Annotated in this window: 21 protein-coding genes; 12 read left to right on the top strand and 9 right to left on the bottom strand. The window is 66.6% G+C overall.

The window, feature by feature from the left end; genetic code table 11:
- Positions 1-49 precede the first annotated feature (49 nt).
- The 7 genes from ABZX86_RS11645 to ABZX86_RS11615 all read left to right on the top strand — a co-directional run bounded on the left by ABZX86_RS11645 (position 50) and on the right by ABZX86_RS11615 (position 9864).
- Positions 50-2005, top strand: a complete 1956-nt coding sequence (locus tag ABZX86_RS11645) for an MFS transporter (RefSeq protein WP_355122520.1) — start codon at positions 50-52, stop codon at positions 2003-2005.
- Positions 2006-2081: 76 nt separating this feature from the next.
- Entirely contained in the window at positions 2082-2951 is an 870-nt protein-coding gene (locus ABZX86_RS11640) for a helix-turn-helix domain-containing protein (RefSeq protein WP_355122518.1), read from the top strand.
- 95 nt (positions 2952-3046) lie between these two features.
- Positions 3047-4507: a carotenoid oxygenase family protein gene (locus tag ABZX86_RS11635; protein ID WP_355122516.1), complete on the top strand. Its 1461-nt coding sequence runs from the start codon at positions 3047-3049 to the stop codon at positions 4505-4507.
- 13 nt (positions 4508-4520) lie between these two features.
- Positions 4521-5666: an LLM class flavin-dependent oxidoreductase gene (locus tag ABZX86_RS11630; protein WP_355122514.1), complete on the top strand. Its 1146-nt coding sequence runs from the start codon at positions 4521-4523 to the stop codon at positions 5664-5666.
- Positions 5659-6843, top strand: coding sequence for an acetyl-CoA C-acyltransferase (locus ABZX86_RS11625; RefSeq protein WP_355122512.1), 1185 nt, complete (start codon positions 5659-5661; stop codon positions 6841-6843). Before ABZX86_RS11630 ends, ABZX86_RS11625 begins: the two co-directional genes overlap by 8 nt.
- 23 nt (positions 6844-6866) lie before the next feature.
- Positions 6867-8612: a class I adenylate-forming enzyme family protein gene (locus tag ABZX86_RS11620; RefSeq protein WP_355122510.1), complete on the top strand. Its 1746-nt coding sequence runs from the start codon at positions 6867-6869 to the stop codon at positions 8610-8612.
- 28 nt (positions 8613-8640) lie between these two features.
- A complete protein-coding gene (locus tag ABZX86_RS11615) occupies positions 8641-9864 on the top strand; it encodes an acetyl-CoA acetyltransferase (protein ID WP_355122508.1) in 1224 nt (407 codons plus the stop codon).
- Between the two features lie 1125 nt (positions 9865-10989).
- Here the strand turns inward: ABZX86_RS11615 and ABZX86_RS11610 are convergent.
- Positions 10990-12477 carry a DUF222 domain-containing protein gene (locus ABZX86_RS11610; RefSeq protein WP_355122506.1) on the bottom strand — a complete coding sequence of 496 codons (1488 nt, stop codon included), beginning with the start codon at positions 12475-12477 and terminating at the stop codon, positions 10990-10992.
- Between the two features lie 154 nt (positions 12478-12631).
- The gene (ilvD, locus tag ABZX86_RS11605; RefSeq protein WP_355122504.1) at positions 12632-14485 is read right to left on the bottom strand and encodes a dihydroxy-acid dehydratase; all 1854 of its coding nucleotides are present in this window, start codon (positions 14483-14485) and stop codon (positions 12632-12634) included.
- A 90-nt stretch (positions 14486-14575) separates the two neighbouring features.
- Between ilvD and ABZX86_RS11600 the strand changes: the two genes are divergently transcribed.
- Positions 14576-15172, top strand: a complete 597-nt coding sequence (locus ABZX86_RS11600) for a TetR family transcriptional regulator (protein ID WP_355122502.1) — start codon at positions 14576-14578, stop codon at positions 15170-15172.
- Positions 15173-15188: 16 nt separating this feature from the next.
- Here the strand turns inward: ABZX86_RS11600 and ABZX86_RS11595 are convergent, their stop codons facing one another.
- Positions 15189-16049 (bottom strand): NAD-dependent protein deacetylase, encoded by an 861-nt coding sequence (locus tag ABZX86_RS11595; RefSeq protein WP_355122500.1) that lies wholly within the window; start codon positions 16047-16049, stop codon positions 15189-15191.
- A gap of 123 nt (positions 16050-16172) precedes the next feature.
- The gene (locus tag ABZX86_RS11590) at positions 16173-17171 is read right to left on the bottom strand and encodes a pyridoxal-phosphate dependent enzyme (RefSeq protein ID WP_355122498.1); all 999 of its coding nucleotides are present in this window, start codon (positions 17169-17171) and stop codon (positions 16173-16175) included.
- A 215-nt stretch (positions 17172-17386) separates the two neighbouring features.
- Here ABZX86_RS11590 and ABZX86_RS11585 point away from each other — a divergent pair, with 215 nt between their 5' ends.
- Together ABZX86_RS11585 and ABZX86_RS11580 are read left to right on the top strand one after the other, a co-directional pair.
- Positions 17387-18250, top strand: a complete 864-nt coding sequence (locus ABZX86_RS11585; RefSeq protein WP_355122496.1) for an SDR family NAD(P)-dependent oxidoreductase — start codon at positions 17387-17389, stop codon at positions 18248-18250.
- A 23-nt stretch (positions 18251-18273) separates the two neighbouring features.
- Positions 18274-19590: an FAD-dependent oxidoreductase gene (locus ABZX86_RS11580; protein WP_355122494.1), complete on the top strand. Its 1317-nt coding sequence runs from the start codon at positions 18274-18276 to the stop codon at positions 19588-19590.
- On the opposite strand, the gene ABZX86_RS11575 is transcribed toward ABZX86_RS11580, so the two are convergent.
- Positions 19547-20194: a TetR family transcriptional regulator gene (locus ABZX86_RS11575; protein ID WP_355122492.1), complete on the bottom strand. Its 648-nt coding sequence runs from the start codon at positions 20192-20194 to the stop codon at positions 19547-19549. The two genes, ABZX86_RS11580 and ABZX86_RS11575, sit on opposite strands and share 44 nt — an antisense overlap.
- Positions 20195-20264: 70 nt before the next feature.
- Between ABZX86_RS11575 and ABZX86_RS11570 the strand changes: the two genes are divergently transcribed.
- Positions 20265-21683, top strand: coding sequence for a cytochrome P450 (locus tag ABZX86_RS11570; protein ID WP_355122490.1), 1419 nt, complete (start codon positions 20265-20267; stop codon positions 21681-21683).
- A 22-nt stretch (positions 21684-21705) separates the two neighbouring features.
- On the opposite strand, the gene ABZX86_RS11565 is transcribed toward ABZX86_RS11570, so the two are convergent.
- On the bottom strand, positions 21706-22716 hold the full coding sequence (locus ABZX86_RS11565; protein WP_355122488.1) for a hypothetical protein: 1011 nt from the start codon (positions 22714-22716) through the stop codon (positions 21706-21708).
- A gap of 123 nt (positions 22717-22839) precedes the next feature.
- Here ABZX86_RS11565 and ABZX86_RS11560 point away from each other — a divergent pair, with 123 nt between their 5' ends.
- Positions 22840-23631: a 3-oxo-5-alpha-steroid 4-dehydrogenase gene (locus tag ABZX86_RS11560; RefSeq protein ID WP_355122486.1), complete on the top strand. Its 792-nt coding sequence runs from the start codon at positions 22840-22842 to the stop codon at positions 23629-23631.
- Here the strand turns inward: ABZX86_RS11560 and ABZX86_RS11555 are convergent.
- The 3 genes from ABZX86_RS11555 to ABZX86_RS11545 form a co-directional block, all read right to left on the bottom strand.
- Positions 23582-24889 carry a sensor domain-containing diguanylate cyclase gene (locus tag ABZX86_RS11555; RefSeq protein ID WP_355122484.1) on the bottom strand — a complete coding sequence of 436 codons (1308 nt, stop codon included), beginning with the start codon at positions 24887-24889 and terminating at the stop codon, positions 23582-23584. The genes ABZX86_RS11560 and ABZX86_RS11555 overlap by 50 nt on opposite strands.
- Before the next feature lie 34 nt (positions 24890-24923).
- The gene (locus ABZX86_RS11550) at positions 24924-25733 is read right to left on the bottom strand and encodes an SAM-dependent methyltransferase (RefSeq protein ID WP_355122482.1); all 810 of its coding nucleotides are present in this window, start codon (positions 25731-25733) and stop codon (positions 24924-24926) included.
- Between the two features lie 156 nt (positions 25734-25889).
- Positions 25890-26669 carry a M50 family metallopeptidase gene (locus ABZX86_RS11545; RefSeq protein WP_355122480.1) on the bottom strand — a complete coding sequence of 260 codons (780 nt, stop codon included), beginning with the start codon at positions 26667-26669 and terminating at the stop codon, positions 25890-25892.
- Positions 26670-26810 lie beyond the last annotated feature (141 nt).

Below are 26810 nucleotides of genomic sequence, written 5' to 3'. Positions count from 1 at the left end.
AGGGTCTTCCGCCTCCACGAAATGCCTGGGATAGAAAGGCATCTCGATCATGAGTTCCACTCCGACCGCCGTCCCGTCCGCGGACCCGGGCCTGCAGCAACCTACGCTGCTCACCGGGCTCTGGCAGCGCAAGATCCCGCATTATCCGGATACCCCGGCTCGATCCTGGTACCTGTTCCTCGTGGTGATCACCTCGGTCGCCCTCTATTACCAGCTCTTCGTATCGGGTGCGGTGGGCAATCAGCTCATTGCCTACTTCCATCTGTCATTCCGGTACTTCGTCGGAATCTTCATCATCGGCGCCGCATTCGGCGCGGTGGCCTCGGTCATCGCCGGCCTGCTCGACAGGTGGGGGCGGGCCAATATGGTCGCCTACGGCACGGTGATCTGTTCGCTGCTCACCTTCCTGGCGGTTCCGGCCTGCACCACCAAAGAGGCGTACCTCATCGTGTACTGCCTGGTCGGCATAGTGGAAGGCGCTGTTCTGGTGGCCACCCCGGCCCTGGTCCGCGACTTCTCGCCGCAGCTGGGCCGCGCCTCGGCCATGGGCTTCTGGACACTGGGCCCGGTACTCGGCGCACTGGTGACCACGGAGATCTCCACCCACACCCTCGACGCCCATCCGGATTGGCAGTTCCACTACCGGTTGTGCGGCGTGATCTGCATTGTCATCTCATTGATCGGCCTCGTCGGCCTGCGTGAGCTGAGTCCCGCGCTGCGTGATCAGATCATGGTGTCGATCAAGGACCGGGCGCTCGTCGAGGCTCGTGCGCGCGGGCTGGACGTGGGCAGTCTCGAGCGCGATCAGTGGAAACAGATGCTGACGTTCAATATCGTCGGCTCCGCTTTCGCCATCTCGATATTCCTGGCGTTCTTCTACACCATCGTGTCTTTCCTGCCGGTGTACCTGGCGACCAATTTCGGATTCACCTCGGCGCAGGCCAATGCGCTCGGTAACTGGTATTGGATCGCCAATGCGCTGAGCCTGGTGCTGACGGGCATCGTCTCGGATTATCTGAAGGTGCGAAAACCCTTCATGATTTTCGGGGCGATAATCAGCATCATCGGTGTCTACGCGTTCCTCGGATACACCGATAAACCCGGCACCGACTACTACACGTTCGCCATTGTGCTGAGTCTCATCGCGGTCGGCAGCGGTATCGCCTACGCCACCTGGATGGCCAGCTTCACCGAGACCGTGGAGAACCGCAATCCCGCGGCCACGGTCGCCGGGCTCGCCGTCTGGGGCGGAACTCTGCGCACCGTGGTCACTTTCGTGCTGCTGGGCCTGCTCCTCGTGGTCACCGCGGCGGGCACCCTGGTGAACTACGGTCCACGGCTGCAGGAGATCGCGGCCAAGTACCACACCGAGATCGCCACCATCCAGACGGTCGGCACCGACACCATGGCAAAGCTCGGAGCCAATCCGAACGATACGGCGGCACAGGTCGCGGCACTGGTGAAGCTGACGGGCGCCGCACCCGGGGATGTCCAGACCACCCTCGCCCTCAATGCCAAATACCCGCAGGAATTGGCGACACTGCAGTCGATCGACCCGGCGGTGCTCACCAAACTGCTGATCAATCCCAATGATCAGCAGTCCGCCGCGACAGCGGTCGGTCAGGTGGCGAAGAAGTTCAATATTCCGCCGGATCAGGCCATTGCGCGCATTACCGCGGCGAAGGTGGTGCCGGTGAACGATCTGGCCGTGGCCTCGCAGGTGGGGCCGCAATTGACCACTGCGAGTGAACAATTGAAGGCGGTGAGCGCCATCCCGACGGCTGATCAGCAGTATCTGTCCGATCATGCCAAGGAGGTGCAGCAGGCCCAGGTCGATTCGCCGAAGCAGTGGCGGACCTGGTGGTGGATCTGCCTGATCGCGCAGGTCATCTTCCTGCCGTTCGTATTCGCCATGTCCGGCTACTGGAGCCCGAAGAAGGCTGCGGAGGCGGCGGCGGAGCACGAAGAGGCTGTCGAACGCGAGATGGAGTCGTTGTCGCTGTGACGGCTGCGCTGTGATTCCGGTGGGCTCGGCGGTGTCGAAGGGCAGCCGAGCCCACCAATCCAGTACAGTTAACGAAGTGTTATCGAACTCCGTGGCCGCCACCTTCGACCTGCTCGGCGACCGTTTGACCTTGACCATCCTGCGATTGGCCTTCGTCGAACACGCTCGCCGCTTCAGTCAGTGGAGCGACCGCACCGGGGCGCCGCCCGCCGTGCTCACCGCGCGGCTGGCGGCGCTCGTCGATGCCGGGGTGCTGGTGCGCGATCGCGCCGAATACCGGCTCACCCCGCTCGGATTGGACACCTGGGAAATCCTGGTCTGCGTCTGGTCCTGGCAGCGGGAGTGGACGCCGGAGTGGGCGCTGCTCCCGGAATTCGTGCATACCGACTGCGGCCATCGTGGCCCGCCGGTGCTCATGTGCCGCGGTTGCGGGCGCACGGTAACCCCCCACGACACCGATGTGGAACTGGACCGCGACGCGCTGTGGCACATCACGTCGGGTCGCCGCCGCTCTGCCGCACGGACGGCCCCGCTCGCCCGCGTGGATGCGCGATTCGACGAAATCATGGAGGCCATCGGCGATCGGTGGAGCGCCGCGGTCACCGGTCTGGCGCTGGCCGGCGTGCGCCGCTTCTCGGAATTCCGTGTGGCCCTGCACATGTCGCCGACCACGCTGACCGAGCGGCTGACCCGCCTGGTCGAGGCCGGGATCCTGCACCGCCCGGAAACCGATGCGCGCGAATATCGTCTGACCCCACGCGGCCGAGCCCTGTTCGGCGTCTTCGCTTTTCTGCTCGCCTGGTCCGATCAGGCGCACCCGCAGAATCCGGAGCCCGGCCTGCGCATTCATCACCGCGAGTGCGGCGCCGTACTGCTGCCCGCGCTGCGGTGCCGGGGCTGCGAGGTGGTGCTCGGACGCACCGATGTGCGGTTCGAACGCCCCTGACGGCTCTTGACAGCTCTCGCTGAGACGCGTATCACTTCATTAACTGTAGTGAACTTCGCCGGGTCGTCTGTGCCCGGCCACTGGAGGCGCCTCTCATGCCGCTCAACGAAGAACTCATCGCCCCGGCCGCCGCGGCCCTGACCAATCCGTACCTGGAGGGTCCGTACGCCGCCACGGCCGACGAGATCACGGCCACCGACCTCACGGTCCTGTACGGCGAGCTGCCGGTGGATCTGGACGGTGTGTACGTCCGCAACGGGCCGAACCCGCAATTCGCGCCGATGGGCCGCTATCACTGGTTCGACGGTGACGGCATGCTGCACGCGGTGCACTTCGACAATGGCCGGGCGACCTACCGCAATCGGTACATTCGCACCGCCGAGTTCGATGCCGAGAAGGCCGCGGGTACCGCGCTGTGGCGCGGCGTCATCGAGCCCTGGGACGACAATCCGGCAGGTGACCGCCGCGAACGCAATTCCGCCAATACCGATGTCGTGTACCACCACGGCAATCTGCTGGCCCTCTGGTACCGCGCGGGCAAGCCCTACGCGCTGGATCCGGTGAGCCTCGAGACCCGTGGCGTCGACACCTTCAACGGCACACTGCCGGGCGAGGTTTCGGCACATGCGAAGGTGGATGAGCGGACCGAGGAACTGCTCTTCTTCGATTACGGCATCAATGCCCCGTACCTGCGCTACGGCGTCGCGGACGCGGCGGGGACCGTCACCCACTTCACCGGTCTCGAACTGCCCGGCCCGCGCCTGCCGCACGATATGGCGATCACCGAGAACTATTCGATCCTGATGGATCTGCCGCTCTACAACGATCCGCGCGCCGCCGCGGCCGGCCGGTTCAAGATCTTCTTCGACCGCAACCTGCCCAGTCGTTTCGCGGTGCTGCCGCGCTATGGCGTTGGCGCGGAGGCGAAGTGGTTCGAGGCCGCGCCCGGCTACATCTACCACACGGTCAACTCCTGGGAGGAGGGCGACGAAATCGTGCTGGTGGTCTGCCGGGTCACCGAACCGAGCCCGGTCTCCGATCGCGCGCATCCCCTCGCGCAATTGCTCGCGTATCTGCGGCCGGAGGCGAAGCTGCACAAGTACCGCTTCAATCTGCGTACCGGCGCCACTACCGAAACCCCCATGGACGATGTGAACACCGAGTTCCCGGCGATCGACCAGGGCATCAGTGGACAGCGCGGCCGGTACTCGTATCAGATGCGTCTCTCGGTGGACAGCACCATGATCTTCGACGCCGTCATCAAGTACGACTTGCTCACCGGCGCAAAGGAAACCGCGCCTTTCGGCGACGGCATGTTCGGCAGCGAACTGACCGTGGTGCCGCGGCCGGGCGGTGACCGTGAAGACGACGCCTGGCTGACCATGTTCGCCCACAACAACCACACCGGCCTGGGCGAGGTGTGGATCTACGATGCGGCCGACCTCGCCCGCGGACCCGTCTGCCGCCTGGGCCTGCCCACCCGCATCCCACTCGGCTTCCATGCGACCTGGGTGAGCGGCGACCGCATGCGTGCCGCCTCCGAGCCGATCGCCTGAACGGGTTGCCCGCGTGCACAATCCACGACTGAGCGTCAGCCTGCCGTACTGGCAGGACCGCGACCCACTGGACGCGCTCCTGGTCGCCGAAGCCGCCGACAAACTGGGCTTCGACCGGCTCTGGATCGGCGAAATGGCAACCTTCGACGCCTTCGCCCTGGCGACCGCCATCGGCCAAGCGCCCGGGCGCATCCCGCTGTGCATCGGCCCGCTGGCGGTGGCCGTGCGCAGCCCGGCGACGATCGCCATGGGAGTGGCCAGCGTCGCAGCCCTCACCGGCCGTCCCGTCGACATAGCGCTCGGCACCTCCAGCACGGTGGTGGTGCGGGACTGGCACGGCCGGGAAAGACAGCGCACCGCAGTGCATTTGGAGGAGTCGGCGCGGATTGTCCGTCGCCTGCTCGACGGCGAGAAGGCCGACTTCGACGGGACAGCGGAACGCATACGCGGCTACCGGCTACGGCTGCCTGGCCTCGCCGTCGCGAAGGCCGAGTCCGGGGTACCTCCGGCAACCTCCGCTGGTGAACAGCGTGTGGGCACCGTCCCTTCCGAGTCGGCGCAGGTGCCATCGGCCATCCCGATGAGCGCCGGGTATCCGGTGGTCTCCCTGCCGTCCGAGCCTGAAACAGCTGTTCCACGCTATGAAGTGGTGGTGGCCGCCTTCGGGGAACGGGCATTGGCCGCCGCCGCGCGCACCGCTGATCGGGTGGTGCTGAACCTGGTGACACCCGCACAGGTGGCGCGATGTGCCTCGGCGGTAAAGGAATTCGCCGCCGAGGCGGGTCGCCCGGTACCGGCGATATCGGTGTGGGTGACGGCGGCGGCCGACCCCAGCGCTGAAATGCTCACCACCGTGCGGCGCGGAGTGGTCGGCTACCTGCGAGCCCCTGGATACGACGCCATGTTCACCGAGGCCGGATTCGGCGATGTGGTCCGCTTGGCGCAACAGGGCGGACATCCACGGGAAGTGCTGGCGGCCATCCCCGATGAATTGGCCGCCACAGTGGGCATGTTCGGCGATGCGGCCACGCTCGCGGCACGTCTGTCGGCTTACCGCGCGGCGGGAGCCGACGAAATCGTGGTGGTTCCGGTGACCTCGGCCGAGGATCCGGCTGCCTATCGCACTCTGCAGACGCTTGCGAGGATCGACCATGGCTGAGGCTTATATCTACGATGCGGTTCGACTACCTCGTGGGCGGGTGCGCAAAGCCGGGGGCACGCTCGCCGACATTCCGCCCTACGAGCTGTTCGGGCAGTTGCTCTCCGCACTGGAGAAGCGTTCGTGCCCAGCGGAATCCGTGGACGACATCATCGTCGGGGTGAGTACCGCGGTCGGGGAGCAGGGCGGCGATATCGCGCGTGCTGCCGGATTGTGGGCGGGCTGGCCGGATTCGGTGCCCGGCGGGGTGGTCTCCCGGCTGTGCTGCTCGGGGTTGGATGCGGTGGAGAGTGCGGCGGCCCGCATTGCGGCCGGATATGCGGACATCATGATTGCCGGTGGCGTGGAATCGATGTCACGGGTGCCGATGCTCTCGGATCGGCCCGCCATCGCCGGCGACAACGATCTGGGGGAGCGCACCGGATTCGTCACCATCGGTGTCTCGGCGGACCTCACCGCTGCGGCGCACGGCATCACTCGCGCGGAACTCGACGCCTACGCTGTGCAGTCGCACCGAAGAGCCAGTGTCGCAGCCATTTCCGATCGGGTGATCCCGGTTCGCAAGGGTGGAACACTGTTGCTCGGTGCTGATGAAGGTGCACGACCGGACGCTTCTGTAGAAGCTTTTGCCGCGCTACCCGCACTGTTCGGCGAAGATCCTTCCTGGGAGCGAGTTGCTCGCCGCCTGCCCGATGCACCGCGTCCGGTCGCCGGGCTGCACACGCTCGCCACTGCACCCCAGCTTGCGGACGGTGCCTCGGCAGTGCTTCTGGGCAATGCCCAGGCGGCTCGTACTCTCGGCCGAAGTCCCTTGGCCGCCATCGCCGGAACTGCGCAAACAGCGGTCCGCTCACCGCTGCTGACCGCACCTGTGACAGCTGCGCGTGCAGCCCTGCGCCGTGCCGGAATCACCGCCGCCGACCTCGATGTGGTGGAGGTCAACGAATCCTTCGCGGTAACACCCCTACTGCTGACCCGCGAACTGGATCTCGATCCGGCACAGGTGAATCCGTCGGGTGGTGCGCTCGCGGTAGGTCACCCGCTCGGTGCGTCGGGCGGCATCCTCATCGCGCAGGCGCTGGATGCGCTGCGGCGCTGCGATGGCGAATATGCGCTCGTCACGATCCCCGCCGCACTGGGGCTGGGATCCGCCGTGGTCCTGCGTCGTCTGTCCTGAGAACTACGAGTCTAGGGAAGATCATGGCCGAATCACCCGCTCCCGCAACCATTGCCGCCGGTCGCCGTGCGGCCCAGACCCGTCATCCGGTGCGCGTGTGCCACCCGGAGGACACCGTTCGCTCGTACCTCGACCGCGGCTGGTGGGAGGACGAGACGATCCCGGAGATCTTCCGCCGCCGCGTCATCGCGGCCCCCGAGGAACCCGCGATCACCGACCCGGCGAATCTGGTCGCTCTCACCGGTGCCGCCCCGCGCACGCTGACCTGGCAGGGTCTGGACGACCACGTAATCGATATCGCGGCAGTCCTGTTCGCGCACGGAATCCGCCAGGGCGACACCGTCGCGGTCCTGCTGCCCAATTCGGTCGCGCTCACGGCCACCTATCTCGCGCTGTGGCGGCTGGGTGCGGTGGCCACACCCATGCCCGCCTCGTACCGGCGGCACGAGATCTCCGGCATTGTCGCTGCGACCGAGGCCGATGCGATCATCACCGCCGGTGCGCTCTCCGGCCGGGAGCTGGCGCGAGAGGTGCTCGCGGTAATGGAGAGCGCCGCCACCGTCTTCGCCTTCGGCCCCGGCGTCCCGGATGAGGCTGTGGCACTGGGTGATCCCGCCGACCTGCCCGCCCGCACCCGTATTCGCGACTACGAACTCGCGCTGAAGGTGACCGTCAACGACCGGATCACCGTCTGCTGGACCAGCGGTACCGAGGCTGCGCCCAAGGGCATTCCACGCTGCCACGGCGACTGGCTGGCGGTGGCCCGCAGCGTCCAGGACGGCCTCGGCATCACCCCGGACTCGGTGGTGCTCAACCCCTTTCCCATGGTGAATATGGCCGGCTTCGCCGGTGCCTTCCTGCCCTGGCTGCTGGCCGGCGGCCATCTGGTCCAGCACCATCCCCTGGATCTGCCGGTCTTCTTCCGGCAGATCGCCGAACACCGGGTCACGCACACCAGCATGCCGCCCGCCCTGCTGACCATGCTGCTGCAGAACGAGACCCTGCGCGCCCAGGCGGACCTGTCATCCCTGCTGACGGTCGGCTCCGGCGGTGCACCGCTGCCGCCGCCGGTGGTCCGGCGCTGGCAGGAGGAGCTCGGCATCCACGTCCTCAATTTCTTCGGCTCCAATGAGGGCGTGAGCCTGCTCGGCGCCCCCGCGGATATCCCGGATCCGACTGTGCGGGCGCAACATCTGCCGCACTACGGTGCACCCGGCGTCCAGTGGTCCACGCGGCTGGCGGAACGCACGGCGGTGAAGCTGGTCGATGTCACCACGGGCGAAACGGTCACCACGCTGGGCGGCCGAGGAGAGCTCCGATTGCGCGGTCCCGCTGTTTTCGGCGGCTACCTCCCCGGTACCGCCACCACCGAACCCTTCGACGAAGAGGGATACCTGTGCAGCGGAGACGTTTTCGAACTGTGCGGTGAGGGCGGGCGATACCTGCGCTTCGTGGATCGGGTGAAGGAGATCATCATTCGCGGCGGCATGAATATCGCCCCCGCCGAGATCGAGGGCCTGCTGTCGGATCACCCGGCCGTCGCCGATGTGGCCATTGTCGGCTACCCCGACGAGGTGCTCGGCGAAAAGTGCTGCGCCTTCGTAGTTCCCAAGCCCGGATCCACCGTCACCCTCGTGGATCTGGTCGCACACCTGCGCTCTCGCGAAGTGGCCTCGTTCAAACTCCCCGAACGTCTCGAAATCGTCGAAACCCTCCCACGCAATCCGGTCGGCAAACTGCTGCGCCGCGAACTGCGCGACCAACTCTGAACCGTCACAACACCATTCAGGAGTCCCAGTGTCCGTCCACATCCTCGGCGGCAGCCAAACGGATTTCGCCGTCAACTGGCATCGCGCGGGCCTCGGCTTCGACGCACTGATCCGCACCGTCATCGAACAAACCCTCGAATCCACCCACATCGACCCGGCCGACATCGAAGTAGTCCACGTAGGCAACGCCTTCGGCCAGCTTTTCACCGGCCAGGGACACCTGGGCGGTATGCCCGCCACCGTCCTCCCCGAACTCTGGGGCATCCCGTCCACCCGCCACGAGGCCGCCTGCGCCTCCGGCAGCATGGCGATCCTGGCAGCGATGTCCGACCTCGAATCGGGCCGCTACGACTGCGCCCTGGTCATCGGCGCCGAGCTGGAGAAGACCGTCCCCGGCAACCAGGCCGCCGCCTACATGGGCGCAGCCGCATGGACCGGCCACGAGGCCCAGGACACAGACCTGGTCTGGCCCACCATGTTCGCCGCCATCGCCGAAGAATACGACCGCCGCTACGGCCTCGACCCCACCCACCTGCACGCCGTCAGCGAACTCAATATCACCAACGCCCGTCTGAACCCGCTGGCCCAAACCCGCGAATGGAAGTACACCCCGGAGAGTTTCACCGCCGACGACACCGCCAACCCACCCGTAGCGGGCCCACTGCGCCGTCAGGATTGCAGTCAGATGACCGACGGTGCCGCTGCGGTGGTTCTTGTATCGGACCGATTCCTGGAGCGCCACAACGCTTTCCGGGCCACCCGTCGCGCCACCATCTCCGGCTGGGGACATCGAACCGTCGGCCTGTCGCTGGCACAGAAGCTGAGTATGTCCGCAGACGAGCCCTATGTCTTCCCCCATATCCGCCGCGCCATGCAGGACGCCCTGGGCCGCGCCGGACTCTCGGATATCACCGAAGTGGATGCTGTGGAGGTACACGACTGCTTCTCCATGTCGGAGTACGTGGCCATCGACCACCTCGGCCTCACGCCGCCCGGTGAGAGCTGGAAAGCGATCGAGTCAGGCGACATCTCCCGCAACGGCAGTCTCCCAATCAACCCCGGTGGTGGCCTGATCGGCATAGGTCACCCGGTAGGAGCCACCGGAACCCGCATGCTCCTGGATGGATACAAGCAAGTGACCGGACAAGCAGGCAACTACCAGATTGACGGCGCAGAGCGAGTAGCAACACTGAATATCGGCGGCAGCACAACAACAGTGGCCGGATTCATCATCGAGAGATACAGCGCCTAACCCCCAAGCCCACCACGTCGCTCTTTCGTGTCTTGTCTCGAGAACGGCACCACAGCCGGTCGCCCCCGCTGGTACCGCAGCTAGCCCTCCCAACCGCGGAAGGCCAACCGGGTACGTCTCCCGACGTGCCCAGCACGGCCATCTCGGGCTTTGCCCGCACCCCCTGCCAGATCAACCCTGCTCGGGAGGCAAGAAACCCAGGTGCACCGACCGTTTCGGCATAGAAACCGTCGGCTCCCGAGAACGGAACAGCGGGTGTCTCAGCGGCACAGCGGTTATCGGGTCTGTGCCGTGCGGACGGCTGGCTGTGCGGCCGTCGAGAAGGCGTGTGTGGTGCCGCTCGGGGTGGATTCGAGGCCGAGATGAACCGGTGCACCTGGGTTGCTTGCGTCGAGGGGAGGTGTTGGATCCCTGGGTGCGGGCAGGGCCCGAGATGGCCGTGCTGGTGGCGTCGGGTGGGGTACCCGGTTGACCTTCCGCGGTGACGAGGGAGCCTGCGGTACCGGCCGGAAGACTGGTTGTGGTCCGGTTTCAGAGACAAAACGCGAAAAGACGAAGACCGGAAAGACCAAGGGACGCCGGGAGAGAAGGGATCGAAGAGCAAGAGCCTGGAAGACCCGGTCTGGCAGCGTTCATGGTGCTGAGGGGATCGGCGCTGGTGGTGGTGGCGGGGTAGCACGAGGCGGCGGGCGGCGGGCGGTGGGCGATGGCACGGGGGTGCAGGGTGATTCGGCCCGAGTGTCGCATCGGCAGGATCAATGCGATGGTCTCTGCGGTGTGAAGCCTGCTGCACGGGTGGGGGTTCCGGGTGGAGGGTGGACTCATGGGCAGAGAGCCACGCCTGCTGCTGCTGGTCCATCCGGTGCGGGTTCCGCTGTGGTCGTTCATGTCGGCGGCCGGTGTCTGTGGAAACGGTGGTTGGGCAGTGTCTTTGGCACCGCTGGTGTGCGTTGCTGCGGTCTGCGGTTGTCGAGTCGGTGGGGAGGGTGAGGATCGGCCCGGGCTGCCGCTGTTGTCGCCGTTCCCGGTTCTGGATGGTAGGGGTCGGCGGCCGTGGAACCTTGGTGGGCAACAGCTTGTAGCACCGTCAGGATCAACCTGACGGTGTCCACAAGGGCGAGTTCGCTATTCGCGGGTGGTGGTGGTTTTGCGGGCATCGAGCCATGCTCGGCGGCGTTCGCGTTGCAACCGTTCCCGAGCCCGGATCTCGCTCAGGGCACCGGCCATCAGCTCACCGGTGTGATGCAGGTGATTGACCTGCGGGGTCCCGGTGGGGTCGATGTGGGGTGGGGCGATCCACCCGGTCCGGCCCGGGTAAGGCGAGTCTTCGCCCATGACAATGGTTTTCCAGCCACCGGGCCCGTCGTGGATCATGGCGTGGCAGCCGTCGCAGGCGAGGGTGAGGTTGTCGATGTCGGTGGGCCCGCCTTCGGCCCAGCCGGTGACGTGATGGGCCGCCGAGATCGAGGCGGGCGCGCTGCAGCCGGGGCGGGTGCAGCCCTTGTCGGAGGCGATGAGCGCGAGTCGTTGTGCGGGCGTGGCCAATCGGTCTCGCCCGCGCCCCAAATACAGTGGCAGTCCGGCCTTGCTCAACACCACCAACAACGGGCGGGTTCCGGCGGCCAGTTCCAGGGCTTGGGGGATGGTCAGGGTGCCCCCGGTCGCGGTGGTCGCGATCCCGGCACCCCGCTCGAGGTCCTCCAACCGCATGACGATGATCGCTTCCACCGGCAAACCCCGGTGGGAGCCGAGCTTGGGGCGGTCGAGCTGGAAACGCAGCACCGCCAACAGGGCGTCGTGGTTGCGTTGCGCCGCACTGCGAGTATCGCGCTCGGCGGCGGCCTTCAGTTTCTGGCGGTCGAGGGTGCGGTCGGCGACCTTCGGGCTGTCCGCATCGGCCGGGTTGCACATGCCCGGGCGGGCGAACTTGGCCAGCAACGGTTCCAGCACTTCCCGCAGCGGCTCGGTGATCTCCCCGATCAACGGGGACATCCCGTCGGCGCGTTTGCGTCCGAGGGTGAGCCCGCGCATGCGTTCGCGGTCTTTGTCCTGGGTGAGGGTGCCGTCGGGGTCGATGTTCGCCAGGATGACCTCACCGAGATCGAGCAGCTTGTCGGGGCTGCCGGTGCGGGCGTAGGTGGTCAGAACGTCTTGGGCGAGGTCCTTCTGGCCGGGGTCGGCGGCGCACGGGATGCGCTTGAGGATCTGCGCGATCCGCCGCACGTGATCGACCGAGATGTCCCCGGCCCGTTGGGCTTCGGCGACATACGCCAGTTCCGGTTCCAGGTCCCCGCCGAGGGCTGGTTGCGGGCTCAACTGCTTGGCGGCGTTGACCCGCGAGGAGGCGTCCGCGTGGCTCAACCTCAATGTTTGTTCCAAGAATTTGATCGGGGATGCTGATCCGGCGCGGGCCGCCAGGGAGCGGGTGCAGGTTTCGGTGACGAACCGGTGCTTGACGGCTTCGAGTTTGCGCATGCTGGTCTCGACCTCACGCATGACGGCGATGAATTCCTCGTCCAGCAAGGGTGTGAGGGTGGCGTTCAGGAGGTTTTCCACGGCGGTATCGAGTGCGTGTGCACTCGATACGATGGTGGTTTCTCCCCCCGGATTCATAGCTCTATTCTACCGCCGGAGAATGGCTCCGGATAGGTGAATTGTGTTGTGATATAAGGATATTCAGACTGGCGTACCGTCCAGCCTCTTTCGGGCTATTGGTCTTTTGTCGTTTTCTTTCTTCTTGTCCAGGCGTCTTTTTCTTTTAGATCTTCTACCCCGCAAGCTTCTCCACATCCCGAACCGCACCACGATCAGCGGATGTAGCCAGCAATGCGTATGTCCGAAGGGCGACCGAGACTTCCCGTTGCCGGGATTTGGGGCGATATCCGCCTGCGGCCTCCAGTGCCTTTCGTCGCTCGATCAGTTCGGTGTCGTCGACATGCAATGTGATACTCCGCGACGGGATGTCGATGGTCACTTCATCGCCGTCGTGGACCAGGGCCAATGGCCCGCCTGCTGCGGCCTCGGGGGACACGTGTCCGATCGACAGGCCGGATGAGCCGCCGGAGAATCGGCCGTCGGTGACCAGTGCGCACTGGCCGGATAGGCCACGGCCCTTGAGATATGAAGTGGGATAGAGCATTTCCTGCATTCCCGGTCCGCCGCGTGGTCCCTCGTAGCGGATCACCAGTACGTCGCCGGGCTGCAATCGTTTGGAGAGGATGGCGTCGACCGCGTCCTCCTGGGATTCGACCACCACTGCCGGGCCGGTGAAGGTGTGCATGTGGGGTGCCACGCCGGCGGATTTCACGACGGCGCCGTCGGGGGAGAGGTTGCCGCGCAGGACGGCTAGGCCGCCATCGGTCGAATGTGCGTGGGCGCGATCGCGAATGCAGCCTTCGGCTGCGTCGGTGTCGAGTGAATGCCATCGCTCGGATTGGGAAAACGCTGTGGCGGAACGCTTTCCGCCGGGTGCGGCGTGGAACAGCTCCAGCGCTCGGGGTGCTGCGGTGCCGCTGCGGATATCCCATTCGGCCAGCCATTCGGCGAGTGAATCCGCGTGCACCGCAATCACATCGCGGTGCAGTAGCCCGGCGCGGTCCAGTTCCCCGAGGATGGCGGGGATTCCGCCTGCCCGGTGCACATCCTCGATCAGGTAGTCGCCGTTCGGTGCGACCTTGCAGAGGCACGGAACCTGCAGTGACATCTTCTCCATATCGAGGAGGGTGTAGTCCAGTCCGGCCTCCTGGGCGGCGGCCAGCAGGTGCAGGACTGTGTTCGTGGACCCGCCCATTGCCAGGTCCAGTGCCATCGCATTGTCGAATGCTTTGCGGGACGCGAGATTACGGGGTAGCACCCGGGCGTCGTTCTCGTCGTAGTAGCGCCGGGTCACTTCCATCACCGTGCGCCCGGCTGCTTCGTACAGGTCGCGCCGCGCGGTGTGGGTCGCCAAGGTGGTGCCGTTGCCGGGCAGTGCCAGCCCCAGTGCTTCGGTGAGGCAGTTCATCGAGTTCGCGGTGAACATTCCGGCGCAGGAACCGCATGTGGGACAGGCGTTTTCTTCGATGAGTTCCATATCCTCGTCCGACACCAGCGGTGATACGGCCTCGGACATGGTCACGATGAGATCCAGGCGGCTGCGCACGGTTCCGTCCACGAGCACCGCTTTGCCGCCCTCCATCGGGCCGCCGGACACGAACACCGTCGGGATATTGAGCCGCATGGCGGCCATGAGCATGCCGGGAGTGATCTTGTCGCAGTTGGAGATGCACACCAGCGCGTCCGCGCAGTGCGCGTTCACCATGTATTCGATGGAGTCCGCGATGAGGTCGCGGGACGGCAGCGAGTACAGCATTCCGCCGTGTCCCATGGCGATTCCGTCGTCGACGGCAATGGTGTTGAACTCGCGGGGGATTCCGCCGGCCGCGCGCACGGCCTCGGAGACGATTCGGCCGACCGGCTGCAGGTGGGTGTGGCCGGGCACGAACTCGGTGAAGCTATTGGCGATCGCGATCACCGGCTTGCGGCCGATATCGGCCGACGGCACTCCGCTGGCCCGCATGAGCGCGCGAGCTCCTGCCATATTCCGGCCGTGTGTGACCGTGCGTGAACGCAGTTCCGGCATGACGCCACCTCCCGCAGTAATTGCAACCGTGCGGTTGGAGTTTGGCACAGCGCGCGGCCGATCCGCAACCGTGCGGTTGGAGATGGTTGGATGGACCCCATGGCGTGGGATACCGAGGGAACCAAGCGGCGGCTGCTGGAGGCCGCGGTGCAGGAGTTCGCCGAGCGCGGGCCGGACGGCGCTCGTGTTGCGGCCATCGCCGCCCGCGCGGGAATCAACAAGGAGCGCATCTACCAGTACTTCGGCGATAAGCAGGGACTGTTCGAGGCCGTGCTGACCGATCAGCTGGAACAGCTCGCCGCCGCCAGCCCGCTCTCCGCGGACAAGGCGGGGGACCTCGCCGAGTACGCGGGACACGTCTTCGACTATCACCGCACCCACCCACAATTCCTGCGGCTGCTGCAATGGGAGGGACTGCAGACGCAGGGCGGCGAGCTACCCGCCGCATCCGCTCGCTCCTCGCACTACGCCGAAAAGGTGGCCTCACTGGCGGCCGCCCAACGCGCGGGCGCACTGCCCGGCGACGTTCCCGCGGGCTACCTGCTGTACGCCGTGGCAGCCCTCGCGGCCTGGTGGTTCTCCGTACCCCAGGTGGTCCGAATGCTGCTGGGAGCCGACGCCGACAACCCGGATGCCATGCGAGCAGGCCTGGTCACGATGGTCCGGAGACTCGAACTACGCGACTAGCGCTGCACGGGCCCGGTCACACTCGAGCCGGTTGCCCACCAGCTACCGGAAGCGGCGCCAGCGCATCGGCCAGCCCGGTGAGCACCGCGGAGCAACTCGCGTCGACGGTGAGTGTGGCGAGCTCATCACCGCGGGTCGCGCCCCGATTCACGATCACGACATCGCGGCCGGATTTCGCTGCGCGCCGGGCGAATCGCAGCCCTGACATGACGGTCAGTGACGATCCGACCACCAGGAGGGTCTCCGCCTCCTCGACCATCTCGAACGCCGCGTCCACCCGCTCCTTCGGCACGGCTTCCCCGAAGTAGACGATGTCCGGCTTCAGCATTCCGCCGCACCGGTCGCAGTCCACCATGCGGAAGCTCTCGGTTTCGGTGACCACCGCGTCGGCATCGGGCGCGACCTCCAAACCGCTGAGGGTGGACGCCTCCGCGAATCCCGGATTCGCTGCCTCCAGGCGCTCGGCCAGGGTCATGCGCGAGGTGAGTCCCGCGCACTCCAGGCATCGCACCCGGGCGTAGACACCGTGTAGATCGATGACCGCGCGCTGTCCCGCCTTGGTGTGCAGCAGATCCACGTTCTGGGTGATCAGGCCGGTGATCAGGCCGCCGCGTTCGAGCCTGGCCAGCGCTCGGTGCCCGGCATTCGGCCGTGCCGCATCCATGTACCGCCAGCCGACGTGATTGCGGGCCCAATAGCGTTGCCGGAACACCGGATCCCCGACGAACTGCTGATAGGTCATCGGAGTGCGCGGTGGTGTGTTCGGGCCGCGGTAATCAGGGATACCGCTGTCGGTGGAGATGCCCGCACCCGTCAGCACCGCTACTCGGCGGCCGGCGAGCAGTTCCAGCAGCCGCTCCAGGGAGGAATCCGACATGAGGACAGCCTACGAGGCGGGCTGCGGTGGCGCCCGCACGCACCGTTTCGAAGGCAGCGGCCCGCTCCGGCACATCTCAGTCCCTTGCCGTGGATGGGGTCGCCGCCCGCCTTCGGGACCCCGTCAGCGTGGACCGTTGGTATTGAGGAAGACGACCGGGCCGCGCCCGAACCGGCCGTGCGCGTTCATATCCAGCAGGGCGGCCATGGCCTTGGCGGTGTAGACAGGCTCCAGATTCAGATGCTCCAGATCCGCCGAAAGTGTCTGGGCGGTAGTGGCTTCCGGTGTCGGGTAGCCGTAGCCGGGCCCGATCCAGTCGGTCACGATATCGAGATTGCCGGTGGGGGAGACGTTCTCGGGCAGCTGGGCGCCCCGATCGCGCAGTAGGCGCGCGGTGCGATCGGCCAGCCGGGTCAGCGTCGGCTCGTCCAGGCGCAGTGTGTCGTTCACGACGACACCGACCACCCGTGTCGGCAGACCCGCAAGCCGCATTCCCAGCGACAGCCCGGCCACCGTGCCGCCGGAGCCCACGGCGGTCACGATATGCGACGGCTCGGGCAGCTCACCGGCGCGGATCTGCGCGGCCAGCTCCAGCGCGGCCTCGACATAGCCGAGCGCTCCGACCGGTGAGGAGCCGCCCGCCGGAAGCAGATACGGCGGCCGCCGCCCGGAGAAGTTGCGGGCCAGAATGACTGGTGCGACGAGGATCGTGCGGGCTTTGGTGTGTGTGAAATGCAGTTCCGCCCCGGATGCGCGCAGGCGTTCCAGCTGACTGCGCACATGGTCGTCGACCGGCTGATCGACCAGTGCCAGAACGGTTTTCAGCCCGTGCTCGCGCCCGTACAGCGCGGTCGCCAACCCCCAGTTGGTGCCCAGCCCGCCCACGGTCACGATGGTGCGGCGCCCGAGCCGCAGTGCGTCGGGCAGCAACCACTCCAGTTTGCGGACCTTGTTACCGCCCCAGCCGCCCGCCCCGAAGACGCTGTCGTCCTTGACCCACAGCTCCGCGCCGGTGGTGTCGAGCGCCGACAGCCGCCGCACGGGTGTCGGGCTCGTTCCCAGTGCGATATGCGGGACGGTGCCGGTCAGGTCCGGAAAAAGCTGATGGAGGTGGGGCGTCACACTCCCAACGTATCGACCGGCCGGTACCGGTACGAGCGTGGGCCTGCTCCGCACTCCTGCGGACGCCGAATTGCGGGTGCGCACAGGCGTTTCGGCAATTTGTACTGTCAACAGGAGCTTTAGGCCGCGTAGAATGATCGGTGGCGGGCAGCGGCGACCGTACACGTGGCGAACGAATTTCGGAGTTGTTCGCCCTGCGCTCACCAAGGAGCCTCATGCCCGGTGTCACCGATCGAGTCGTCATTGTCACCGGGGCCGGGGGTGGTTCGGGTCGAGACTACGCGCGCATGCTGGCCCGGGCGGGCGCGTGGGTTGTCGTCAATGATTCAGGGGCCGATAGCGACGGTACCGGATCCGGCAGCGCCGTGGCGGATGCCGTGGTCGCCGAGCTCCGCGCGAGCGGTGCGGCAGCGGTCGCCAACTACGACAGTGTCGCCACCGAGGCGGGCGCGGCCGCCCTCATTCGCACCGCGCTGGACGAATTCGGCGCGATACACGGCATTGTCAATAACGCGGGCATCCTGCGGGACACCAGCTTCGCCAATCTGACCGGCGACGACTGGGAGGCCGTACTGCGGGTGCACCTGTTCGGCGCGTACAACCTCACGCATGCGGCCTGGGGGCACTTCCGCGAACAGGGCCACGGCCGCATCGTCATGGCGACCTCGACCGCCGGCCTCTTCGGCAATTTCGGCCAAGCCAATTACGGCGCAGCCACACTGGGGATCATCGGCCTGCTCAATACCCTCGCCATCGAGGGCGGCCGGTACGACATCACCGTCAATGCTGTTGCCCCGATGGCCGCCACGCGCCTGACCGCCGACATCGCGCCCGCCGATCTGCTGCAACGACTTCCACCCGCACACGCGGCTCCGGTTGTCGGATATCTGCTGAGCCGGGAGTGCGAGGACACCGGTCTCGTAGTGATTGTCGGCGACGGTTCTGTACAACGTGTACAGCTGTTCGCCAATAAGCCGGTGTTGTTCCCGGACGTTCCGAGTATCGCCGAGGTACGGGAGAATTGGAGTCGCATCACCGATATGGCCGACGCTCAACCAGGGCTGAACCCCGCCGGCTGAGCCTTTCTCCAGGGAGCCTCGCCATGAGCGAGAACCATTGGGACGCACTGGTTGTCGGAGCCGGGGCAGGCGGCCTCTGTGCCGCCGCCCGGCTGTCGCACCACGGCTACCGCACGCTGGTGGTCGAACGTCTGGACCGGGTCGGTGGACGTGCCTCCACCGAGGAAATCGACGGATTCAAGATCAATACCGGTGCCATCGTCGTCGAACTGGGCGGCAGCACCGAGCAGACGTTCACCGATGTGGGCGCGAAATTCGAAGTCCGCCCGGCCAATCCGTCGATCCTGTATCGAATAGGCGGCCGCACGGTGGATGTCACCAGCGGCGGCTGGGGTCTGCTGCTGTCGCAGCTCATCCGGCAGGGCGCGCCACTGCTGAACGGCATTATGGACCGCGAGGCGCACGAGGTTCTCGATCGCGAGCTGTCCACCGCCGACTGGGTGCGAAGGCATACGAAAAACGTTGCGGTGCAGGGCGTCTTCCGTGCCATGTGCGGTGCGGGCTTCGCCGTCAGCTCCGATGAGCTGCCCGCGCGGGTATTCCTCACCCACTTCGCCGAGCTGACATTCGGAAACTTCGGCTTCTGTCCCGAGGGCACCATCGGCCTGTGGCGCGCACTCGCCGATGTGGTGGAACGCAATGGGGGACAGGTCCGGCTGGACACCGAGGTCTCCCGGCTGCATGTCGACAACGGCCGCATCACGGGCGCACGTCTTGTGCGCAATGGCGAAACGACCGAGCTCACTTGTGATTTCGCGGTCAGCGATATCGGCCCCTCGGCCACCCTGGATCTGGTCGGTCCGGAACACTTCTCACCCAGCTATATCGGCACCGTGCTGCAGGGTGATCTGCCCAGCGCCATGATCTCGGTGAACTTCGCCAGCCGGGAGCCTCTCATCGACGCACCGGGGCTGCTGAGCTTCGTGAACACCCGACGCCTGTGCTACGTAGCGGATTTCACCGCCACCTGCCCGGAAATGGCGCCGGACGGCTGGCATCTCTACGTGGGCACCGGCGTGCCCAAACCCTCGGTCGGCGATTTCGACACCGACTCCGAAACCGCCCTGGTACTACAGGATCTCAGTCGTGAGATCGACGGCTTCGATCGGGCGCGCATCCTGTCCATTGCCGTCACCCGTGACGACTGGCCCCCGCAGCGCACCGTCTCGGGCTACGACCTGCCGCACGACACCCCCATCCCGAATCTCTGGAATGTCGGTGACGCCGTCAAGGAATACGCGCACGGCGGCACCACCGCCTGCGCGGAAACCGCGAAGATCGTGGTGGACAAGATTCTCAGCGCAGCTTCGCGGCTGTCCCGGGTAGCCGATCCACCATAGCCACCACATAGTCGGCCACGATCTCGATGAGCACCGGCCGCTCCACCTTCAGCCCGCCGTCGAGCCACACCAGAATCAATTCCGCGGCGCCGCCCGTAATGAGCTGCGCCAGTGCGGTGAGCGCGGTGTCCTGCCCCTCGGGGATGTCCAGCAGCATGCGGGTCTGCTCGATGATCGTCTCGGCGACCTTCCGCATGCCCGCGAAGCGCCGCCGCATGAGGGCTTCGCTGCCGTAGGCCTGCGCGAAGGCGATATTCGCGCGCCGCGGATCATCGGTCATGGCGATGATCAGTGCGGCCACTCCGGCGCGAATCTTGTCCTCGGGTTCGCCGGGGGTCTCGGCCATGGTGAGCTGGGCCTGCTCCAGGGCCGCCTGCTGCACCTCGTCGAGGAGGGCGCCCGCGAGCGCGTCGAGATCCGGGAACGATTCGTAGAAGAAGCGCGGCCCGACCCGGGCCTGCTCGCACACCCCGCGCACGGTCAGTGCGGCCAGGCCCTGGGTCCCCACAATGTCGAGTGCGGCTTCGAGGAGCCGCCGCCGCCGCTGTTCGCGTCGTTCATCGGTGGAGGTTCCGCGATAGGTCCCGCTGAAGGCGCGCGTCACCTTCACAGCTTCGCACAGATATTGGGAAACGAGCGTTTACGGAAACAAGTGTTTCCGCTAACGTGAATGCATGGTGCCTCGTAGAGCCGTGCTGAACCATCGAATTCAAGGTCGTGCCGCCGGGGTGCTGGAGCGATATCCGTCCGCGCCCCGGGCCCTGGCCGCCCCGCCGCCCGGCAGCGGGCTCAAACCCGTCATGGGTGATTACGGACCGCCGGGCATCGGCCACATCGTGAGCATGCTGGCCGATCCGCTCACCTTCTCGCGCCGGCGGATGCGCCGCTACGGCCCGGTGCAGTGGACGGGTGGTTTCGGCCGCCGCATTGTCGGGGTGAGCAGCCCGGAGGCCGTCGAGGAACTGGTCCTGGATCGCAAGCATGTGTTCTCGGCGCAGCAGGGCTACGAATTCCTCATCGGCCCGTTCTTCCGGGGCGGAATCCTGTTGCGCGACTTCGACGAGCACAGCTACCACCGTCGCATTCTGCAGCAGGCCTTCACCCGCCCGCGCCTGATCGGCTATCTCGACCTCACCACGCCCCGCATTGTCCGCGCCGTCGACGGCTGGCGGCCCGGCCGCGATTTTCCGCTCTACGACCACGTCAAACAGCTGCTCCTGGAGCAGGCCACGGTGGTGTTCGCAGGCGCCGAACTGGGTCCGGAGGGCACCCGGCTGGCGCATGCCTTCGAAGACGCCGTGCGCGGGGGGCAGGCCGCCATTCGCACCAATATGCCCGGGGGAGTGTGGAATCGGGGCCTGCGGGGGCGGCAGACGCTGGAGGAGTACTTCCGCCGGGAAGTGCCCGCCAAGCGCGCCGGCGAGGGGGACGATCTGTTCAGTGTGCTCTGCCGCGCCACCACCGAGGACGGCGAATCCTTCAGTGACGCAGACATTGTCGACCACATGATCTTCACCATGATGGCCGCGCACGACACCAGCACCAATGCCATCTCCATGCTGGCCTACGAGCTGGCCCGGCACCCGCAGTGGCAGGAACGCCTGCGCGAGGAGTCCCGTGCGCTGGGCAAGTCCACGCTCGACTACGGGGATGCGGACCGTCTCATCGGCTTGGATATGGCGTTCCGGGAGACGCTGCGCATGTACGCGCCGGTCGGCCAGATCGTGCGGCAGGCCATCAGCGACACCGAGATCTGCGGGTACTTCATCCCCGCCGGGACCCTGATCATCGCCGGGGCGTTCACCATGATGCGCGCCGAGCAGAACTGGCACGATCCCGACGTCTTCGATCCGGAGCGCTTCGATCCGCAACGCGCGGAAGACAAATCGCATCGCTACGCCTGGCCGCCGTTCGGCGGCGGTGCGCACAAGTGCATCGGCCGGTACTTCGGCGGTATGACGGTGAAGGCCGTGCTGCACCGCATGCTGCTCGAGTACCGCTGGAGCGTGCCCGCCGGCTACGAGGTGCCGCTGGTGGCCGGTACCGGACCCAAACCCGCCGACGGGCTGCCCATTCACCTGCAGCGACTCTGACGCCGGTGAAAGGGGCTGCGGCTCAACGCACGTCGCGCGGCACCCCGAGTTCCGCATCGAGATAACGCAACTCGGGATCGCGCCGCCGCCCGTTGCGGAAGGCCCGGAACACCAGATCCTGCGGGTGCTGCACGGCGAACACCTCCCGGAAGGTTGTCACCGTCCGCTGCGGCGCGCTGAGCAGTCGCGGGTTGTGCCCGGCTCTGGCCTGTGGACCCTCCCAGATGAGCGCCGCCCCGCCGGGCACGCTGTGCGGTGCGAAGCTCCAGCCCAGATCCTGCATGCGCCGGTCGAATTCGCCCGCGCCGAGCCCGGCGACGTCCCAGCCGCTGGCCTCGTTGAACAGCTGCCGCCCGTGCAGAAATTGCACGAAGCACGGATCGGGCCCGGGATGCGGGGTGCTGAGATTGATCACGCCGTCCCAGGGCAGGGTGGTGAGCGCCCAGGCCAGCCGGATCTCGAAATCGGCCCAGTCGGCGCACTGGGTGGTCGCATTGCGCTCGCTGGGGCGATCGGCGGGCAGCCCGTAGGCGCGGACGGTATCGGGCGCGTCCAGGCTCCAGGCGCTGAAGCGCAGCCGATCCGGTGTCATGGCCAGGCCCCGATCCAGCACCGCCACCACCGATTCCGCGATCTTCCTGCGCTGCTCCAGGGGTGCGCCGCGCCGCCAGCCGGCGGCCCATTCGCGCGCCAGTTCCGGTTGCTCCTGCACCCGCTGCACCGCCCGCCACTGCGGATCCGGTGTGGCGGTATCGGATTCGAGCGGCAGCGGGCACGGATCCCAGGTGCCCTCCGGCTGCGCCCGCAGTGCGGTGCGTAGTCGCTCGGCGTCAGCGGGATCGTCGGGGACGGTGATCAGCACTTCGATCTCACTGCCCTGCTGCGCGAAATGCGCATGGCGCCCGGTGTTTTCGTCGCGCGCCTGCATGAATCGCGGATTCCAGTCCAGGCCGAATCGATCGGCCGCCTCCTCGTCCTCCTCCAGGAAGAACGGCATCCACTTCAGGAGTACATCCCAGCCCTCTGCACCCATCTACGCCTCCCTCCAGGCTCTCGCCAACCTACCGGGCGGTTAGGTGTCCTGCCCGCGTATGGGTACCGGATCGTATGCCCGGCGTGGTAGAACCTGTTCTAGTTTTACTACGAAGGACCATGAATGAACTGGTATACCGGTAACACCGTCTACGACACCGTGCTCACGATCGCGTTCGCATTCGCCGCGTTCGTGCTGGTGGGCGGGCTGTTCGGGCAGAGCCCCTACGGCCGATTCGCCACCGCCAAACTCGGCCTGAACCTGAACCCGAAACTCGGGTGGTGGCTCATGGAGATTCCGGCCACCGTGGTGTTCGCGGTCGCGTACCTGACCGGACCGCACCGGTTCGAGCCCACCTCGCTGGTGCTGGCGGGCATCTGGATCCTGCACTACGCCAATCGCGGCTGGTTCTTCCCGCTCTCCATCCGCCAGGTGCCAGGCAAGACAAGCAGTTTCAATGTTTCGGTGCTCGGCATGGGCATGCTGGTGACCTGCATGCACGGGTACCTCAACGGCGCGCTGTTCAGCCATGACTACCTGGGGCAGTACGGCACCGGCTGGCTGACCGATCCGCGCTTCCTCGTCGGCCTGGTGGTGTACCTGTGCGGTTTCGGGCTGCTGGTCAGCTCGGAGTGGATCGTTCGCAATCTGCGGGACAAGAACAATCCGGGCGCAACGGAATACAAGATCCCGTTCGGCCTGGGCTTCCGATTCGTCACCAGCCCCACCTATCTCGGTGAGCTGCTGGCCTGGGCGGGCTTCGCGCTGCTCACCTGGGCGCTGCCGGGTGTGGTCATCTTCCTGATCACCTTCGGCAATCTGGTGCCGCGCGCCTTCGCCACGCACAAGTGGTACCGGGAGAAGTTCAGTGATTATCCGGCGGAGCGAAAAGCGCTGCTGCCCTTCGTGATCTAGCGGCCTTATCGCGGTACATGGCGGTGTCCACGGCATGCATGAGCTCGTCGATGGCGGTCGAATGGGTATCCACCAGCGCGGTGCCGATGCTCGCGCCGACCGTCACCGACAGGCCCGCGACATCGAACGGCTGGCGCAGCGCCCCGAGAATGCTGTCCGCCACGGCCGTCAATTCCTCACGGCCCGAGCAGTGTTCGACCAGCACGATGAATTCGTCACCGCCCAGCCGCGCGGCCACGGCGTTCTCCGGCAGGACGGCGCGCAGCCGCTGCGCCACATCGCAGAGCACCCGGTCGCCGGCGGTGTGGCCGCGGCGGTCGTTGATCTCCTTGAACCCGTCCAGATCCAGATAGCACACGCCGACCTGACCGTCCGCCGCGGTGAGCCGGTCGAAGAACAGCAGCCGGTTGGGCAGACCGGTGAGCGAATCGTGGTGCGCGTCGTACCAGAGCTGATCGGCGAGCTGTTTGCGTTCGGTGACATCGACGGTGACACCGATGAGGAAGCGCGGATTGCCGTCGCTGTCGCGCACCACGGACATGGACAGGTCGATGATGGTGATGGTGCCGTTCGGGCGGGTGTGCACCGATTCGACGCGGAAGCTGTCCACCTCACCGGAGAACAGCTGCTGGAAGCGGGCGAAGGCATCGCCGATATTCATCGGCCCGAGAATGTCGGCCACCGAGCGTCCCGGCATGGATTCGGCTGGGACGCCGAGCACTTCGGCCATCGCATTGTTCACATCGACCACCTGGCCGGTGGTGATATCGATGGTGCCGATGCCCACCGACGCGCCCGCGAAGATGGCCTGGAACCGCGCCTCCGACAGTTGCCGCCGCGCCTCGGCCTCCCGGGCCGCGGTCAGGACGGCGGCCATGGTGCTCTCCTGCTCGGCCAGTGCGGCATTGCGCAGGCCCGCGGTGAAGGCGGCGGCGAATTCGGCGGCCACCTCGATGGCGCGTTCCCGAACGGGAACGAACTCGGGGCAGTCGGGATCGGGGCAGACGGCGTCGACGAGGTCCTTGCAGAGCACCAGTACCGAGCGGTGCACCGCAAGGGGGTCACGATAATTGGCCGCGACCAGCGCCGCGGCCGCGTCGGCCGCCACCGTTGTCACGCCGGTGCCGCGCACCGCCTCGATCAGTCCGACGGCATAGGGATCCAGCAGCTGCTCGACCTGGGTGCGGTTGAGTGTGGGCGCGACGGCGCCGTCGAGCATGGCCGCCCATCGCACCGCCAGTTCGTGTGCCGCACCCACCGCTAACCCCCTGCCCCGAAAGTCCTACTCCTGCTCAGCCTTTGCGCCCCACACCGGCCAAACCGAGTGAGCGGCCGGGTGCTTCGTGCTGATCGCGTTCGGATTCGGGCCGCCACACCGGCAGCTCGACCACGCCGGGCTCCACCAGGTCCCAGCCCTCGAAGAATTCGGTGATCGCCTCGCGCGAGCGGAAGTGGATGCCCACATTGCTCTTACCGGCCGCGTTCGCGCCGAGTTTGGCGGCATCCTCCGGCCGGGAGGCCGAGGAGAGATGCGAGAGGGCGATATAACTGCCCGCGGGCACCGCGGCGCGCACCGTGGCGACGGTATCGGCCGGACGGTCGTCATCGCCGAGCAGGTGCAGGACGGCGAACAGCAGGACGCCGACCGGCTGCTCGAAATCGATCATGCCGCTCTCGCGGGCCGCGGCGAGCAGATCGACCGGCTTGCGCAGATCGGCCTCGATGGCGGCGGCGTGGTCATTGCCCTGCAGGATGGCCCGCGCGTGTGCGACGGCCACCGGATCGATATCGGCGTACAGCACCCGGCAGCCCGGGTCGATCTCCTGCGCGATCTCGTGCACATTGCCCGCGGTCGGAATGCCGGAACCGATATCCAGGAACTGCCGGATGCCCGAATCCACCAGGAAGCGCACCGAGCGCCGCAGGAAGGCGCGATTGCTCAGGGCCAGTCGCGGCAGGTCCGGCACCAGCGCCTTGCCCATTTCGGCGGCCCGGCGGTCGATATCGAAATTGTGTGAGCCGCCCAGCAATGCGTCGTACATGCGAGCCGGACTCGCCTGCGCCATGTCCACGCCCTCCGGGGCCCATGCCGGTCTTTCCATCCCACACCCTCCTGCACTGACGATCGAACCCGGCCGGACGATCGAGGAAGGGGTTCGCCGTGTTCCCGATCACCCGGACGGTGCACCGCGAATGTTAGCTCGCATTCTCCAGAAATCTTGTAGCGGCATCGATCTCGTGATGTTGCGCGAGGTTCGTCACCGCTCGGCGGACGCGGAACACGTGTTGTGAGTGAGCGGCGGCACGCACACTCCGGTCACGTCGTTCAGCAACAGCCGGGCGCCCAGCACCAGTGAGCACAGGGCTACCGCTCCGAACGCCAATACCCACAGTAGTCCGGGTACGCGAGTGAGGCGCGCCAGCTGATCGGCATCGGAATTGGGTTCGTTCCGGCGATTACGCTGCAACTCGATCACCGGTCGCACCGCGGCCAGCAGCAGGAACCAGGCCGCCAGATAGGCCACTGCCGCCTGAACGGTATCGGTGCCGAACCAGGAGACCAGGAAGATCAGCCCGCCGGTCAGGAAGACCGTCAGGAGGCCGTATCCATTGCGTACCTTCAGCAGCAGAACCGCCAGCAGTGCGATGGTCAGCCACAGCATGAGGGTGATGCGATGTGCCCCCAGCAGTGCCGCGTAGCCCAGACCCAGCAGCGCGGGTGCGGGATAGCCGGCGGCGCTGGTGAGAATCATGCCGAGCCCGTACGGCTTTCCGCTCGAGACGGTGAGTCCGGAAGTGTCCGAATGCAATCGGATGCTGTTGAGCCGCCGTCCCGTCAGCAGCGCCGTGAACGCGTGTCCGCCCTCGTGCGCGATGGTCACCACATTGCGCAGAATCCGCCAGGTCGGGCGGAAGGCCACCAGTAGCAGCGCAACAACTCCCGTGCCGACCACCAATTGCCACGGCTGTGCGGACTGCTGGGATGTCACCCGATCCATGATCGTGCTGCCGCGTTCGATCAACTCTGCGCTCTGCATCGCCGAACCATAGCGAGTGTCGCCGTCCGGGGCCAGATCACCGCTGGACAGATGGCTTTTCGCGGGGTACGGGCGCGGGGCGGATGCGCGCAATCACCGGACGTGACAGGGGGATCGACGCGATAATCGGCGAGGGCCCGA

It is taken from the genome of Nocardia sp. NPDC006630 (assembly GCF_040611495.1).
GTDB lineage: Bacteria > Actinomycetota > Actinomycetes > Mycobacteriales > Mycobacteriaceae > Nocardia.
The sequence above is the reverse complement of the archived record's forward strand: the minus strand, read 5'-3'. Positions and strand labels throughout refer to the sequence as shown.

Excerpts from the sequence above, each read along its gene's own strand:
- ABZX86_RS11580 (WP_355122494.1), top strand. The coding sequence starts at position 18,274 with ATGAGCGAGAACCATTGGGACGCACTGGTTGTCGGAGCCGGGGCAGGC.
- ABZX86_RS11585 (WP_355122496.1), top strand. The coding sequence starts at position 17,387 with ATGCCCGGTGTCACCGATCGAGTCGTCATTGTCACCGGGGCCGGGGGT.
- ABZX86_RS11620 (WP_355122510.1), top strand. The coding sequence starts at position 6,867 with ATGGCCGAATCACCCGCTCCCGCAACCATTGCCGCCGGTCGCCGTGCG.
- ABZX86_RS11595 (WP_355122500.1), bottom strand. The coding sequence starts at position 16,049 with ATGTCGGATTCCTCCCTGGAGCGGCTGCTGGAACTGCTCGCCGGCCGC.
- ABZX86_RS11645 (WP_355122520.1), top strand. The coding sequence starts at position 50 with ATGAGTTCCACTCCGACCGCCGTCCCGTCCGCGGACCCGGGCCTGCAG.
- ABZX86_RS11600 (WP_355122502.1), top strand. The coding sequence starts at position 14,576 with ATGGACCCCATGGCGTGGGATACCGAGGGAACCAAGCGGCGGCTGCTG.
- ABZX86_RS11610 (WP_355122506.1), bottom strand. The coding sequence starts at position 12,477 with ATGAATCCGGGGGGAGAAACCACCATCGTATCGAGTGCACACGCACTC.
- ABZX86_RS11545 (WP_355122480.1), bottom strand. The coding sequence starts at position 26,669 with ATGCAGAGCGCAGAGTTGATCGAACGCGGCAGCACGATCATGGATCGG.
- ilvD (WP_355122504.1), bottom strand. The coding sequence starts at position 14,485 with ATGCCGGAACTGCGTTCACGCACGGTCACACACGGCCGGAATATGGCA.
- ABZX86_RS11625 (WP_355122512.1), top strand. The coding sequence starts at position 5,659 with ATGGCTGAGGCTTATATCTACGATGCGGTTCGACTACCTCGTGGGCGG.
- ABZX86_RS11560 (WP_355122486.1), top strand. The coding sequence starts at position 22,840 with ATGAACTGGTATACCGGTAACACCGTCTACGACACCGTGCTCACGATC.
- ABZX86_RS11570 (WP_355122490.1), top strand. The coding sequence starts at position 20,265 with ATGGTGCCTCGTAGAGCCGTGCTGAACCATCGAATTCAAGGTCGTGCC.
- ABZX86_RS11635 (WP_355122516.1), top strand. The coding sequence starts at position 3,047 with ATGCCGCTCAACGAAGAACTCATCGCCCCGGCCGCCGCGGCCCTGACC.
- ABZX86_RS11550 (WP_355122482.1), bottom strand. The coding sequence starts at position 25,733 with ATGGAAAGACCGGCATGGGCCCCGGAGGGCGTGGACATGGCGCAGGCG.
- ABZX86_RS11565 (WP_355122488.1), bottom strand. The coding sequence starts at position 22,716 with ATGGGTGCAGAGGGCTGGGATGTACTCCTGAAGTGGATGCCGTTCTTC.